This window comes from Salinimicrobium xinjiangense DSM 19287, from assembly GCF_000423585.1.
GTDB classification, from domain to species: Bacteria; Bacteroidota; Bacteroidia; order Flavobacteriales; family Flavobacteriaceae; genus Salinimicrobium; species Salinimicrobium xinjiangense.
Genome location: NZ_KE384059.1, coordinates 31,816 through 47,246, shown reverse-complemented (window position 1 = coordinate 47,246; position 15,431 = coordinate 31,816). Strand labels below are relative to the sequence as shown.

At 43.1% G+C, this 15,431-nt stretch carries 13 protein-coding genes; 7 read left to right on the top strand and 6 right to left on the bottom strand.

The genetic code is table 11. The annotated features are described in order from the left end of the window. Nucleotides 1–3: 3 nt before the first annotated feature. The 6 genes from porN to topA all read right to left on the bottom strand — a co-directional run bounded on the left by porN (nucleotide 4) and on the right by topA (nucleotide 8,380). Nucleotides 4–897 (bottom strand): type IX secretion system ring subunit PorN/GldN, encoded by an 894-nt coding sequence (gene porN / locus G564_RS0117955; protein ID WP_029038875.1) that lies wholly within the window; start codon nucleotides 895–897, stop codon nucleotides 4–6. Between the two features lie 12 nt (nucleotides 898–909). Then, nucleotides 910–2,454, bottom strand: a complete 1,545-nt coding sequence (gene porM, locus G564_RS0117950) for a type IX secretion system motor protein PorM/GldM (protein WP_029038874.1) — start codon at nucleotides 2,452–2,454, stop codon at nucleotides 910–912. A 52-nt stretch (nucleotides 2,455–2,506) separates the two neighbouring features. Then, on the bottom strand, nucleotides 2,507–3,151 hold the full coding sequence (gene porL, locus G564_RS0117945) for a type IX secretion system motor protein PorL/GldL (RefSeq protein ID WP_029038873.1): 645 nt from the start codon (nucleotides 3,149–3,151) through the stop codon (nucleotides 2,507–2,509). A gap of 57 nt (nucleotides 3,152–3,208) precedes the next feature. Next, entirely contained in the window at nucleotides 3,209–4,564 is a 1,356-nt protein-coding gene (gene porK, locus G564_RS0117940; RefSeq protein ID WP_029038872.1) for a T9SS ring complex lipoprotein PorK/GldK, read from the bottom strand. 114 nt (nucleotides 4,565–4,678) lie between these two features. Then, complete coding sequence (locus G564_RS0117935) at nucleotides 4,679–5,833, bottom strand: formimidoylglutamase (protein ID WP_029038871.1); 1,155 nt, start codon at nucleotides 5,831–5,833, stop codon at nucleotides 4,679–4,681. Nucleotides 5,834–5,836: 3 nt separating this feature from the next. After that, a complete protein-coding gene (gene topA, locus G564_RS0117930; RefSeq protein WP_029038870.1) occupies nucleotides 5,837–8,380 on the bottom strand; it encodes a type I DNA topoisomerase in 2,544 nt (847 codons plus the stop codon). A gap of 176 nt (nucleotides 8,381–8,556) precedes the next feature. Here topA and miaB point away from each other — a divergent pair, with 176 nt between their 5' ends. The 7 genes from miaB (at nucleotide 8,557) to groL (ending at nucleotide 15,310) form a co-directional block, all read left to right on the top strand. Further along, nucleotides 8,557–9,996: a tRNA (N6-isopentenyl adenosine(37)-C2)-methylthiotransferase MiaB gene (gene miaB / locus G564_RS0117925; RefSeq protein WP_029038869.1), complete on the top strand. Its 1,440-nt coding sequence runs from the start codon at nucleotides 8,557–8,559 to the stop codon at nucleotides 9,994–9,996. A gap of 179 nt (nucleotides 9,997–10,175) precedes the next feature. After that, complete coding sequence (locus tag G564_RS0117920) at nucleotides 10,176–11,432, top strand: sigma-54 interaction domain-containing protein (protein WP_029038868.1); 1,257 nt, start codon at nucleotides 10,176–10,178, stop codon at nucleotides 11,430–11,432. Between the two features lie 28 nt (nucleotides 11,433–11,460). Next, entirely contained in the window at nucleotides 11,461–11,964 is a 504-nt protein-coding gene (gene lptE / locus G564_RS0117915; protein ID WP_029038867.1) for an LPS assembly lipoprotein LptE, read from the top strand. After that, entirely contained in the window at nucleotides 11,964–12,809 is an 846-nt protein-coding gene (locus G564_RS0117910; RefSeq protein WP_029038866.1) for a hypothetical protein, read from the top strand. The genes lptE and G564_RS0117910 overlap by 1 nt, the downstream gene beginning before the upstream one ends. Before the next feature lie 3 nt (nucleotides 12,810–12,812). Further along, a complete protein-coding gene (gene secG / locus G564_RS0117905) occupies nucleotides 12,813–13,145 on the top strand; it encodes a preprotein translocase subunit SecG (RefSeq protein ID WP_029038865.1) in 333 nt (110 codons plus the stop codon). A gap of 144 nt (nucleotides 13,146–13,289) precedes the next feature. Then, the gene (locus tag G564_RS0117900) at nucleotides 13,290–13,565 is read left to right on the top strand and encodes a co-chaperone GroES (RefSeq protein WP_029038864.1); all 276 of its coding nucleotides are present in this window, start codon (nucleotides 13,290–13,292) and stop codon (nucleotides 13,563–13,565) included. Between the two features lie 107 nt (nucleotides 13,566–13,672). Then, complete coding sequence (gene groL, locus G564_RS0117895; protein ID WP_029038863.1) at nucleotides 13,673–15,310, top strand: chaperonin GroEL; 1,638 nt, start codon at nucleotides 13,673–13,675, stop codon at nucleotides 15,308–15,310. Nucleotides 15,311–15,431: the final 121 nt, after the last annotated feature.

Below are 15,431 nucleotides of genomic sequence, written 5' to 3'. Positions count from 1 at the left end.
GGATTAATAATTCCACATATCCTGTTCAAAGTTTCGGATTTGTTCTTTAATACGTTCAGACTCGAGTAATTGCATAAAAGCATTATTACTTATATAATCGTTAACCTGTCGGTCTCCCTGTACGTTATCTTCGGCATAAATTGTAGCGTTAAATCGTCTAGCATTGAGCAGGTGATCAAAGGATACAGGATTTGAAGTGTTCTCAGGATTAAAGGCATAGGACTCATTGAGAATTTCTCTTGCTCCCGGAAACCATACCCAGAAAAGTTCTACCAGGGCATCAGCTCCTCCTTCATCGATAAAGTTAACATCGGGGGCCACAGGGGCAATCCCCAGCAACCTGTACTTCAATTCGGCCTGGCGCTTATCGAAATACCAGTATCCACGAATATGATATTCCTGAATATCTGCAGAAGAAAGATCTCTACGGCTGATGTACTGCTGATCTATTTCTTCCCCTGCATTGTATTGCTCAATACCAAGATCTGTTGTATCCACTTTTGAAAGTGCTGCTGAAATATCCTTTAGTGTGATCTTATCGTTGAAGTAGGAGTCGGCATAGATATTTTTGATCTTCCCGCTTCTAATCCCCGCGACCAGCACATCATACAAAGATCTCCTGGAACCACCTATCTGATTGGTATCTATAGGATAGTAGAGGGGAAAATTAACCCTTTCATCAAGATCAATTACTTCCCAGGTAGTTTTTGCCCACAATACATCTCTGTCGTCCACATAACCATATTCCAGAGGCTTATTCTTTCCGTACTTCTTTTCGGCAACGGTAGGACCACCTATATCGTCTGGAGTCTTTGCATTCAGTAAATTACTTTGGCCAAAAGATGTTACCGAAATGAGCATTCCGCATATTCCAACTATAAATCGGTTCCAGTTCATATTATATTTTTTTTAATTCGTTAACTCTACAAACACCGGGGAAACCTGTTTCAGTTTATAACCGGTATTACCAACAAGTTGTGCTTCCACGTCAAAAATTTGAACGCTTTCACCCCTACCTGCACGGTTTAGAGCTCTTTTTGCATTAGCATCAAGCTGTTGACCTCTTACTTGTACAGTGGGTTGACCCGCCACACGGAATTTAAATCCGGTAACTCTTAGATCAACTTCAAATTCGAAATCCGGAAGAGAAGCGCCAATGGTGGCAATTTCCAGAGTTCCACGTTGCATTCTAACTGTACCGTCTTCCCCTCTCACGGTTCCAACCGGTCTGGGAATATCTCTTACTCTAAAGGTCTTGCTATCGCTTACCTTGTCTCCTCCCGGAAGTTGTCCGCTCACATTAATGGTCACCTCTCTTGCCTGTAGCGTAGTAACATCCATGATGTAGTTACCGGCACCACCTGCAGGTCTCAGACCCGGGGCGTTTGCTGAAACGTTTCCTACTCCAGGAATAGAAATGGTCATTGGATTTGCAACCCCACGATATACCACGTTCATCTTATCGGCAGATATCACTGCTGAATTTGGCTTTGGAATTACACTGTAGGAACTTTTAACCGGAATGGTTACCAAAGAGTCTCCTTCTTTAAATTGAAGTTGCCCTGTTATCTCATTTTCTCCCACGTTACCGGCAGGAAAATTAAGCTTAACCTGTCCTGCTTCAGTGCTGCTAACTTCTCTCCCGTTAATTACAACCTTATCAAATTGTAGCGTTTTATCCACACGTCCTAATACCACACTACCTGTAAAATTCTCTCCACTAAAGAAAGCTGTTTTCGATGGAATAACGATAGCTTCATAATTTGTTAGGGATACTTCACTCTGTAACTGCCCCGAAAGCATTGCAGAAAGTGCATCGTTCTCGGCAGACTTTGCATCTCCCTGCATCTGGGTAAGCTTGGTAACCGAAGCGATCAAAGGAAAACCTTCGAAATTGTAAGCCAGCCAGGGGCGTTTTACACCTTCACCGTCAACAACAGGTTCTGTGCTAAATTCCCTTCTAACCTCAGCTGCGATTTGAGAGAACTCATCTCCCAATACATTTGCAACTCCTTCTCTGTATTTCTCGATCTCGGCAAGAAATTCCTTTCCGGCTTCACTTGGTTGCCCACTTGAGAAAAGATATTCATCCAGCTTTGCAGACTGGTCCATTGCCTCGTAATTTTTTCGTTCATCTGCTTCTTTATCCTCTAAAGCTTTTTCCTTAAGATTCTCGAGATAAGTAGTGAATTCGGTCGTTAGCTCATGTATTCTATCTGCCTTTTCCTTTAAAGGGGCATATTTAGCCGGTTGCTCTTCTGCCTTAGTGGCAAGCCCCCCTATTGCCGCAAGATTCCTTTCAGTAACAGAAGCGTTTGATTCGGCGAGACTCTCATTGATCATACCAAAAGCAGTAAGTACTTCTTTCGACATGTTAAGAGCCATCATCGCGATGAAAACCAGATACATCAGGTTAATCATCTTCTGTCTTGGTGTTTGTTTTCCAGACGCCATTCTATATTTTTAAATTATTTTCTATAATACTTATTTTGCTATTGCAACAGCCTTAAGCCTTAACATGCATAGCAGACAACATTCCTCCGTAAACATGGTTCAGCGAAGAAAGGTTGGAAGCCAGAGATTCCATTTGATCATTAAGTCTGCCGGCATTCTCTGCAACAGCTTCATTTATTTCTGTTTGTCGGGCAGCAGATTCCACCTGAACTTTATAGATGCTATTCAAAGATTCCAGCTGGTTTGCAGCAAGACTCATTTCCTCACTGTATTTCTTCTGAGAATTCATAGCTTCTACTGTTGGAGAAAGGTTTTTTGCAGCACCTTCAAAGTTCCTGATACTTTCTCCCAGGCTACCCATAAGGTTAGCGTCAATTTTTGCCTCACGAAGAATATCGTCAAGTTTTTTAGAAAGCATTCCTTCTGTTTCCTGCTCACTGATCAAAGCCTGATCATTTCTTGCAGCAGGTTGACCCCCGGCTAGCTCGGGATATACGAGTGACCAGTCAACTTCATCATCTACAGGTTCAAATGCTGAAACAGCAAATACAATTGCTTCAACGATAAGACCAATGATAAGCATCAGGTTTCCAAAAGGCCAGTGCATGATTTTAAAAAGTGCTCCAAGGATAACCACAGACGCACCTAGACCGTACGTCATGTTCATTAGCTTCTTACTTGACTTTGATTGTGCCATAATAAATAAAAATTAGGTTCTTTTTTGTTATAGGTTGTTGTGAAAAATAGGGATTTTTTATCTTCTCTGATTAAGGGTAAGATCTGTACCTAGATAATCCTGTACAGTTCTAAAGCCAATATAGCTTCTGGCCGAATCGGCATATTCATAATCTCGTGAACTCACCTGAAGGAAATAAGCAACATCTTTCCATGATCCTCCACGTACCACTTTTCTCATGTTATCCTCATCATTTACAGAAGGGTTCATAGAGGAAGAATATTCATAGGAAGCGGGATCATAAGACGAGAATACCCATTCAGACACATTACCTGCCATATTGTACAGGCCATAATCATTGGGTTCGTAAGATTTGGCTTCTACAGTGTAAAGAGCCTGGTCTGCCGCATAGTCCCCTCTCAGAGGCTTAAAGTTCGCCATAAAACATCCGCGGTCATTTTTGGTATAAGGTCCACCCCACGGGTAACTTGCAGACTCAAGACCACCACGGGCAGCATATTCCCATTCAGCTTCGGTTGGAAGCCTGTATGAGTTGACATTGTGTTTTCCTCTTTCCTTGCGGTAAGCATTGTGATAAAGTGTTCTCCACTGAGCAAAGGCACGTGCCTGCTTCCAGTTTACGCCCACCACAGGATAATCGCCATATGCATCATGCCAGAAGTAGTCATTGTGCATAGGCTCGTTATAGGAATAATTAAAATCCTTGATCCACACGGTGGTATCAGGATAGATCTTTATTTCTTCAGTTTTTATAAAATCAGCACGACGGCCGGGTTCAGCTCTTGCGGCTTGCCCCACGTCCATCCAGGTATATCTGAATTTAAGGTGATTAACATCAAAGGAACGTTGCCCGTTGTATGCCTCCTCAATTGGAATATAAAGAGTATCCATTACTTCGGCATAATACTCATCGGGATAATCTCTGGTATCCCAGATGATATCTACTCTTTTGTTGATCTTTCTGCCTTCATAACCACCCAGGCTATAGTAATTATCGTACATGTACTTTTCGTAAGGCGTCATATCTGCCTCATCCGTATCGGCAAAAGCAAATTCCCCGATTCCTCCTGTACCGGGAGTTTCGCCGATCTCTTCAGCAAAAATGGCCAACTTCATCCGTGTAACGGAATCCTTCACCCAATTTACAAATTGTCGGTATTCAGCATTGGTGATTTCGGTCTCGTCCATGTAAAAAGAACGGACGGTCACAGTTTTTGGAGGTGCATTGTTCAATGCAGCGATATCATCATCACTTTTACCCATGATAAAAGCCCCGCCAGGAATTAAAGTCATTCCCAAAGGCTTTTCGGGATGCCATTTTTTCCCCTGCGCGCCTACCAATTGCCCCTGATCACCGCGGCCACAAGAGGCCAAAACAGAAATTACAGCAATAAGCAAAAAAAGTTTCCTCATAATATCTCTCAAAGTTAGGACATAATAGCTTCAAGGCAGTAAACCTATTTATTTATTTTCTAATAAACAATTTATTTAGGTAAAATGCAGGGAGCTACAGATGTTTATAAAAAGTTAAATTTCGTTCTTCCTCTTTGTTTTATACCACCTTTCGGGAATAATTTGATTACAGGCATCCAGATAATCTCCTTGCGTGCAAGGTAATAACGAATGTCTTTTCAATTTATTATTTGCGGGTGAAATAAAGGGTATTTCTATCCACCAGCGACCGCTCACCGGACTCTTATAAAAAACAAGTACCTCATCATCAATAGGAACCTGATATCTTATAAACTCTTTTTTTGCGGAAATAGTATTTTCATTCTTTCTAAAATTCACTCCTTCTATAAAATACCACATCATTTGGGCGATCAGCATATGAGCCGAAGGAAAATTATAGTCAGAAGCATATTCAAAAATTCCGAAGGAGGACACTTTATCGCTAATTCCCGCATATCTCGCCAGGGCGCAGATCTCTTTTCCGTCAAACCCATTGGGCGATCTTAATCTGTAATTACCCAAAGCCCCTCCGCTTACTGCTCCCAAGTCTATCCCCACCAGGTTCGCATCTCTCATGACAGGCTCTACAACAGCAATTTCTCCAGTTACCTCCCCAAGTCTGTAAGCATCAAAAAACAGTCTTTCCATCAATTCGATCTCATCCTGGGAATTAAAATAAGTCTGATACCCGAGACTGGAGTAATTAAAGAGATTGTAAGGCTTGGTCACTACAATCCTTCCCACATATGACTTATTGCTTATAGGCTTGTCGGCATCACCCAGGTCAAATTGAGAATCTATATTGACAAGATTCACCATACTTTCCACTCCGTCGTAAGCCCGATATTGTGCATAAAGCAGGTCCTGACTGCCACCAAGAATAACCGGTATAATTCCCTTTTTAAGACATTCAGACACCGCAGATTGCACTGCGAAAAAAGTGTCTTCTACACTTTCTCCTTTTTGGATATCTCCCAGGTCGGCCATTCTAAGGTGCCAGTTTCCGGCAAAAAGATTATAGAATTCTTTTCTAATGCCGTCGAAATTAAAAGGTTCTCCACTCCTGTCTTCATCCAGCCTGTCCTCCAGCACTCCAAAAATGGCGATTTTCACCCCTTCCAGGTCGGGAAAGGCCTTATCTGCCAGGTGCAGGCGCAGGGAGGAAGCAAGTTTATTCCCGGTTTCGGCAAGGAGATCCTCATTAACCGGTGTAAAAAAATCCAGTTCCATTGGTTAATTCTTTTTGGCTGTGGTTTTTTTCCGGGTTGTTTTCTTGGTAGTGGTTTTCTTCTTACCTGTAGATTTTTTAGCTGTTTTCTTCTTTGGTGCTTTTTTCTCGATAATATCCTTCACCTCTTCAAGACTCAGTTTGGCAGCATCTACCGTTTTTGGTAATTCAATCTTGGTTTTACCTTTTATAATATTGGAGCGTCCCCACCTGGCCTTTTCAACCCGTATTCCTTCCTCTTCCCAGTTGTGGATCACTTTCTCGCGTTCCTTTTTTACTTTATCTTCAATCAGCTCCTCAATATCTTCTGCGGAAAGATTATCAAAATCATACTTCTTGTTCACATTGATGAACATGTCATTCCACTTAAGGAAAGGCCCAAAACGACCAACTCCCTTTTGCACCGGAAGTCCTTCGTATTCATAGATAGGTGCATCGGCTTTTTCCTTCTCTTTAATAAGTTCCAGAGCTCTCTCCATGGTAACTTCTATAGGGTCTTCCCCCTTTTCAAGAGAAACAAATTTCTTTCCGTAGCGAACGTAAGGTCCAAAGCGGCCATTGTTAACTTCCACGGTCTCTCCCTCATATTCTCCAAGTTCCTTAGGAAGCTTGAACAACTCCATTGCCTCTTCAAAAGTGACCGAATCCAGTGTTTGATCAGGCGAAAGACTTGCGAATTTAGGTTTTTCCTCATCCTCCACAGATCCCATTTGCACCATAGGACCAAACTTTCCTAACCGTACACTTACAGGTTTTCCGGTAGCAGGGTCTTTCCCAAGGATACGTTCCCCTACTTCCCTGTCGGCATTTTCGGCAACATCTTTAACATGCGGATGGAAATCATTGTAAAAATTCCTCATCATTTTTGTCCACTCCTCATTGCCTTCGGCTATCTCATCGAAATCCTGCTCTACTTTCGCAGTGAAATTGTAATCCAAAATGCCCGAAAAATGGTTGACAAGAAAGTCATTTACCACCATCCCAACGTCTGTAGGCACTAATTTCCCTTTGTCGCTGCCCACAGTTTCGGTAAGCTTCTTCTCGTTTATCTTCTCTCCCTTAAGTGTCAGCTGCACATAATCACGCTCTGTACCTTCCACAGAACCTTTTTCAATGTAGTTTCTGTTTTGAATGGTAGAAATAGTAGGCGCGTATGTTGATGGACGACCAATTCCCAGTTCTTCCAGTTTCTTCACAAGAGAAGCTTCAGTATAGCGGTAAGGCGGACGCGTAAATCTTTCGGCCGCTGTTATGTAATTATTTTTGAGTTTCTCATTATTACGAAGTGCCGGGAGCATTCCTTCCTGTTCCTGCAATTCTTCGTCTTCTTCGTCCCTACCTTCCAGGTAAACTTTTAGAAAACCGTCAAACTTAAGCACCTCTCCGTTTGCAGTGAACTGCTTATCGTGCTTATCGGCTTCAATTTTCACATTCGTGCGCTCCAGTTCGGCTTCACTCATTTGAGATGCGATAGCTCGCTTCCAGATCAACTCATACAATCGCTGTTCGTCGCGATCTGCCCTTACGCTGTGAGCAGCAAAATTTGTGGGCCTTATGGCTTCGTGAGCCTCCTGCGCGCCTTTAGTTTTTCCTTTAAACTGACGGGTTTTGCTGTACTTTTCGCCGTAGGCATCTAAAATCTCCTTTTTGGCTCCCTTGCGCGCATCTTCAGAAAGATTTACGCTATCTGTTCTCATATAAGTAATATGTCCCGCCTCATAAAGACGTTGGGCCATGGTCATGGTCTTACTTACCGAGAAATAAAGTTTTCTTGCGGCTTCCTGTTGTAGTGTCGAAGTAGTAAACGGTGGCGCCGGAGATTTCTTAGCCGGTTTAGTAGTAAGGTCTGCTACTTTGAAATTCGCTCGCAGATTATCTGAAAGGAATTGTTCAGCTTCAGCTTTGGTGTCAAAGTTCTTCGGAAGTTTTGCCTTAAAGGATTTACCTTCTTCATTGGTAAATTCGGCATCTATCCTAAAAGAAGCTTCTGCTTTAAAATTCTGAATTTCCCGCTCCCGCTCAACGATCAGCCGTACCGAAACAGATTGTACTCTCCCGGCCGATAGTCCGCCTTTCACTTTTCTCCAGAGCACAGGCGAAAGTTCATATCCCACCAAACGATCGAGAACTCTTCGGGCCTGCTGGGCGTTTACAAGGTTATAATTTATTCCGCGGGGATTTTCAATAGCCTTAAGAATTGCAGATTTCGTGATCTCATGAAACACAATCCTTTTGGTTTTGTTCTTGTCCAGGTCCAGCTCTTCGGCCAGGTGCCAGGCAATTGCTTCTCCCTCCCGGTCCTCATCACTTGCCAGCCAAACCATATCTGCTTTTTTAGCGAGATCCTTCAGCTTTTTCACCACTTCCCGCTTATCTTTTGACACTATATATTTAGGAGTAAAATCACCCTCAGTGTCCACACCAAGTTCTTTGGTGGGTAAGTCGGCAATATGACCAAAACTCGAGGCCACGGTGTAATCCTTGCCCAGGAATTTTTCGATGGTCTTTGCCTTTGCGGGGGACTCTACGATCACTAAATTCTTTGCCATAGTATCTTTTTTAGTTCTGCAAAAGTATAGGAATTTTTAAATATGGCTTTTTTATTTTGAGAAATGAGTTTTTGGAGCTCCTGGTAATTTCGAATATTTCCTCCTGTCACTTTGTCACATCCCAACTAAAAACGTATCTTTGCGCGTTCAATTACCAATTGGTACTTTTTTGAATTATGGAGAAGATTATAGACGAAAAACAACAGGGAAATGCACTGGTGATGCAGCCTAAGGCCGGAAACGGAAAAAAGCTGATGATCGAGAGCTATGGCTGCCAGATGAACTTTAGCGACAGTGAGATCGTGGCTTCCATTCTTGCCAAAGAAGGTTTTGATACCACTCAAAGTCTGGAGGAAGCAGACCTGGTTCTTATTAACACCTGTTCCATTCGCGACAAAGCGGAACAAACGATAAGAAAAAGGCTGGAAAAATATAATGCAGTTAAGAAGATCAATCCGGGGATGAAGGTTGGCGTGCTCGGCTGTATGGCCGAGCGTTTAAAAGCCCAGTTCCTGGAAGAGGAAAAGATCGTGGACCTCGTGGTGGGACCCGATGCCTACAAGGATCTTCCTAACCTCATCAACGAAGTAGAAGAAGGAAGAAATGCCGTGAATGTAATTCTTTCCAAAGATGAAACTTACGGTGATATTTCTCCCGTACGTCTTCAGAGCAACGGGGTATCGGCTTTTGTTTCTATCACCCGTGGTTGCGACAATATGTGTACTTTTTGCGTGGTCCCTTTTACCCGCGGTAGAGAACGTAGTCGTGACCCACAGAGCATAATGGAAGAAGTGAATGACCTGGCGGAAAAAGGCTTTAAGGAAATCACACTTTTGGGACAGAATGTGGACAGCTACTTATGGTATGGCGGCGGACTTAAAAAGGATTTCAAAAATGCTTCGGAAATGCAGAAAGCCACCGCGACAAACTTCGCAGCGCTTTTAAGAATGGTTGCTGAAGCCCATCCTAAAATGAGAATTCGCTTCTCTACTTCAAATCCGCAGGATATGACTTTAGATGTGATCGAAGCCATGGCAAAGTACCCGAACATCTGTAAATACATTCACCTGCCGGTACAAAGCGGAAGCGACAGGATACTGAAGGCCATGAACCGTCTTCACACACGGGAAGAATATTTTGAATTGATAGACAATATTAGAAGGTTGATGCCCGATTGTGCTATTTCTCAGGACATGATCACCGGTTTCCCTACTGAAACAGAAGAAGATCACCAGGATACCCTGTCATTGATGGAGTATGTAAAATATGATTTCGGATTCATGTTCGCCTATTCAGAAAGGCCGGGGACAATGGCTGCAAGAAAGCTTGAAGATGACGTGCCCGAGGAAGTGAAAAAAAGAAGGTTGACAGAAATAGTGAACCTGCAGCAAAAGCACAGTCACTACCGCACTCAACAGTTTGTTGGAAAAACAGTGGAGGTACTGATCGAAAAGGAATCCAAAAAATCTGACCTCCACTGGAGCGGAAGAACCACGCAAAATACTGTTGCTGTATTTCCGAAGGAGCAGTATAAAGTTGGGGACTTTGTAAACGTAAAGATAAACGACTGCACCAGCGCTACTTTGATAGGAGAAGCGGTTGGGTTAAGTGAGTAGCCCCCCGGCCCCCGAAGGGGGAGTATGGTTTGGAGGTGCTCAGTAGGCCGTTCCATATTGGAATTTGGTGCTTGTTTATCGGAATTTGAAATAATAAAAAACAGGTTCTCAGAATGAAGAGCAATAAAAGATATCAGTTCAGAAACAAATTTAATTCCCCCTTCGGGGGCTAGGGGGCTATGGAAAGTATTCAGGCAATAAAGCAGCGTTTTGGGATTCTTGGTAATGACCAGAAACTTAACCGGGCCGTTGAAAAAGCCATGCAGGTGGCACCTACAGATATTTCGGTTTTAGTGACCGGAGAAAGCGGGGTAGGAAAGGAAAGCATACCAAAGATCATACATGCGCTTTCTCACCGGAAGCACGGAAAATATATAGCAGTAAACTGCGGTGCCATTCCCGAAGGCACAATAGACTCAGAGCTTTTTGGGCATGAAAAAGGTGCTTTTACCGGCGCCACCCAAACCCGGAGCGGTTATTTTGAAGTAGCCGATGGCGGGACCATTTTCCTTGATGAAGTTGGAGAGCTGCCTTTGACCACACAGGTGCGTTTGTTGCGGGTACTCGAAAACGGAGAATTTATCAAAGTAGGATCTTCCAAAGTGCAAAAAACGAATGTGCGCATTGTAGCTGCTACCAACCTGAACATGGTGGAGGCCATCAAAAAAGAGAAATTCAGGGAAGACCTTTATTACCGTTTGAGCACTGTCGAAATTTACCTGCCGCCGCTACGGGACAGGAAAGATGATATTCATTTACTGTTCCGCAAGTTTGCTTCAGATTTTGCGATGAAATACAAAATGCCCACCGTGCGACTGGAAGATGATGCTGTAGCACTGCTTCAGAAGTATCGCTGGAATGGAAACGTAAGACAGTTGCGCAATATTGCCGAGCAAATTTCTGTCCTGGAGCAGGAAAGAAATATAGACGCAGAGAAATTAAAAGAATATCTTCCCGGCTATGCCAGCAATCTTCCGGCGGTTATTGAGGAAAAGAAAAAAGATAGCGACTTCAGCAACGAGCGGGAGATCCTTTATAAGGTGCTTTTCGATATGAAAAACGACCTTAACGACCTTAAGAAGCTCACTATGGAACTCATGGAAAATGACAGCCATAAGAATGTGAGAGAAGAAAATGAAAGTCTCATCCAGAAGATCTATGGTAACAATGATGAGGAAGAAGTGATCCCGGAGGAAATTACAGACGAGCAACTGGAAGTACTTCAAATTCAGCAGCAAAACCCGACAGATAAACAGGATAAATACTATTTTGCTGAAGAAATCGAAGAAGAGGAAACCCTTTCCCTGCAGGATAAGGAACTCGAACTTATTAAAAAATCTTTGGAACGCCATAACGGAAAGCGCAAACCCGCAGCCGATGAACTGGGCATAAGCGAACGCACACTTTACCGGAAGATCAAACAATATGACCTTTAAAAAATGGCTTTTTGACACCTATTATTTTATGAAAAAACTATCGTTGCTGCTCGCCGGAATTCTGTGCCTAAGTTTTGTTTCCTGCGGAATATATTCTTTTTCGGGGGCCGATACCGGGGCCGCCGAGACCTTTCAGGTAAACTATTTTCAGAATGCTGCTGCCATAGTAGAACCCGGAATTGACAGAACATTCACCCTGCAATTACAGGATCTTATTCAGAGCCAGACAAACCTAAATCTTACAGATTCCAATGGGGATCTGGTTTACGAAGGTGAAATTGTGGATTATTACGTTTCTCCCATGAGTGCCACAGCCGAATCTACTGCAGCCCAAAACCGTCTGACCATTGTGGTACAACTAAGATTTTTCAATACATTAGATCCCGAAAAAGACCTCGATCGCAGATTCTCATTTTATTATGATTATCCTGCAAATGCGCAGTTACAGGGAGCGGTCCTTTCTACCGCACTCGAGGAAATTTTCACCCGTATTACACAGGACATTTTCAATGCTACATTAGCCAACTGGTAATGAAACAGGAGGAACTCATAACATTACTTCAAAACCCGGCTGCCATTAATTTTGAGCAGACCAGGGCGCTGCATGAGGTTTTGCGTGAACATCCTTATTTCCAGGCGGCACGCGCCGTAAGACTTAAAGGCCTTAAAAATGCCAACAGCCTCCACTACAACAAGGAGTTAAAAATGACGGCCGCGCATACTGCGGACCGCGGGGTGCTGTTTGATTTTATTACTTCAGAAGAATTCAACCAGAACCAGATCGCCGATACGATCAAAAGACAGGAGCAGTACCAGAAAAATATCGAGGTGTCCGATCCTAAAGAAGCCGGGAAGGAAGATGAGAACCTTACCCTGGACCAGGCTTTAAAAATGAAGGTCAGGGAATCTGAGCAGGTTTTTGATCCCGAGCTCTTCGGAAAGCGGGAGGAAAGAAAAACTTCGGCAGAAGAAAACGAACTGGAGATTGGAAAACCTTTGTTGTTTGACAGGAATGAAAATCATTCTTTTTCAGAATGGCTTAAACTGGCCTCGGCCAAGCCTGTAAAGAGAAAAAACTTAAGTCCTGCCGAAGAGGAAGCCAAGAACAGGAAATTCGAATTGATAGAAGAATTCATAAACAAGAATCCGCGTATCACTCCGTCAAAATCTGCCAAAAAGGCCAATCTTGCCGAAGAACATTTGGCAGCACCCGAAGCCTTGATGACAGAGACTTTAGCGAGAGTTTACCTGGAGCAGAAAAACTATAAAAAAGCAATACAGGCATATAAAATTTTAATTTTGAAAAATCCGGAAAAAAGTGGTTTCTTTGCGGACCAAATTCGGGCGATCGAAAAATTACAAGACAATAACAGTTAGAGAATGAGCACGTTTACAATTTTTTTAGCATTAATCATTATAGTAGCATTTTTGCTCGTAGTAGTTATTATGGTTCAAAACCCTAAAGGCGGTGGACTTTCCTCCTCTTTTGGCGGAGGCGCAACCCAGATAGGTGGAGTACAAAAGACTTCAGACTTTCTTGATAAGAGTACCTGGACCCTGGCTACTTTACTATTAGTGCTTATCCTGCTTTCCAATGTGACCATCATGGATGGAAACAGCGTTGGAGAATCGAAGATCATGGGTAGCGAACCGGAAGTGGAAACAAACGTCCCTGCTCCAGTTCAACCTCCTGTACAGAATCCTGAGGAGTAAACGATACACAACATTATATAAAATGCCGGCTTATGACAAGCTGGCATTTTTTTTTTGGCTTTTGTCAGCCTTTTTCAAGTGGCACAATTTTCGTCTTTAAGGCAATTCAAACAAAGAATTCATTAACTAAAATACATTAGAAAAATGGCACTAAACATTAAACCTCTTTCAGACAGAGTACTTGTTGAGCCTGCCGCAGCCGAAACTCAGACTGCATCAGGTATTTACATTCCGGAAACCGCAAAAGAAAAGCCTCAAAAGGGTACCGTAGTAGCCGTAGGTGGCGGTAAAAAAGATCACGACATGACAGTTAAGGTTGGTGACAGTGTGCTGTACGGAAAATATGCAGGTACCGAACTCAAACTGGAAGGTAAGGATTACCTTATCATGAGAGAGGATGATATTCTTGCCATAGTATAACAAGCTATGGTTATAGCCGCTAATATACTCCCCGGCGGTTTTTCACCTTATTATTTTCAGAAAACATCTAACTAATTCCCTTAACGGGAGAAAAAAATCTAAGTAAAATGGCAAAAGAAATAAAATTTGACATCGAAGCCCGCGACGGTATTAAACGCGGAGTAGATGCTTTGGCAAATGCAGTAAAAGTTACATTAGGACCTAAAGGTCGCAACGTGATCATCAGTAAATCTTTTGGAGCTCCTGTAGTGACCAAAGATGGGGTTACAGTTGCAAAAGAAATTGAACTTGAAGATGCTCTTGAGAACATGGGAGCACAAATGGTTAAGGAAGTAGCTTCCAAGACCAACGATATTGCCGGTGACGGTACAACTACTGCTACCGTGCTGGCACAGGCCATCGTGAAAGAAGGTCTTAAGAACGTTGCTGCCGGTGCAAACCCAATGGATCTAAAACGCGGAATCGACAAAGCAGTTGAAGCATTGACTGCAAACCTGAAAGAGCAGACTCAGCAGGTTGGAGATTCTTCAGAAAAGATCAAGCAGGTAGCTTCTATTTCTGCCAACAACGACGACAAGATCGGGGAGCTTATCGCCCAGGCTTTTGGAAAAGTTGGTAAAGAAGGAGTGATCACTGTTGAAGAAGCAAAAGGAACAGAAACTCATGTCGATGTTGTGGAAGGAATGCAGTTTGACCGCGGATATCTTTCTCCTTACTTCGTTACCAACAGCGAAAAAATGACTGCAGATCTTGAAGACCCTTACATCCTTATCTATGATAAGAAGATCTCTTCAATGAAAGATCTGCTTCCTGTACTTGAGCCTGTTGCTCAAAGCGGAAAGCCTCTTTTGATCATTGCTGAAGATGTTGACGGGGAAGCTCTTGCTACTCTAGTGGTTAACAAATTGAGAGGATCATTAAAGATCGCTGCTGTGAAAGCACCAGGATTTGGAGACAGAAGAAAAGCAATGCTTGAAGATATCGCCATCCTTACCGGTGGTACCGTGATCTCTGAAGAAAGAGGATTTACTCTTGAGAACGCGACTATGGATATGTTAGGTACTGCTGAAAAAGTAGCTATTGACAAGGACAACACAACTGTAGTGAACGGTGCCGGTGATAACCAGGCCATTAAAGACCGTGTGAACCAGATCAAGGCTCAAATGGAAAGCACTACTTCAGACTATGATAAGGAAAAACTTCAGGAGCGTTTGGCTAAACTGGCCGGAGGTGTTGCCGTACTCTATGTAGGTGCTGCTTCAGAAGTTGAAATGAAAGAAAAGAAAGACCGAGTAGACGATGCCCTTCATGCGACCCGTGCGGCCGTGGAAGAAGGAATTGTTGCCGGTGGTGGTGTGGCACTGGTTCGTGCAAAAGCGGTACTTGCTAATCTGGAATCTGTTAATGCCGATGAGGCCACAGGTATTCAAATCGTGAGTCGTGCTATCGAATCTCCACTTAGAACTATCGTTGAGAACGCAGGTGGCGAAGGCTCTGTAGTGATCAACAAGGTTCTTGAAGGAAAAGATAACTACGGTTATGATGCAAAAACTGACACATACGTAGACATGATGAAAGCCGGTATTATCGACCCTAAAAAAGTAACCAGAGTAGCTCTTGAAAATGCTGCTTCTGTTGCCGGAATGATACTTACTACCGAGTGTTCTTTGGTTGACATCAAAGAAGAAAGCGGTGGCGGCGGAATGCCTCAGGGAATGGGAGGCGGTATGCCGGGAATGATGTAACATTTTAAGAGACTGGAAATTAGAATCTAGAGTCTAGACTCTTTTTGAAATAAAACCCGCTTCATTGCTGAAGCGGGTTTTTTGTTTTTGAACTTCTGGAATAAAAATGTAATGAGGGATA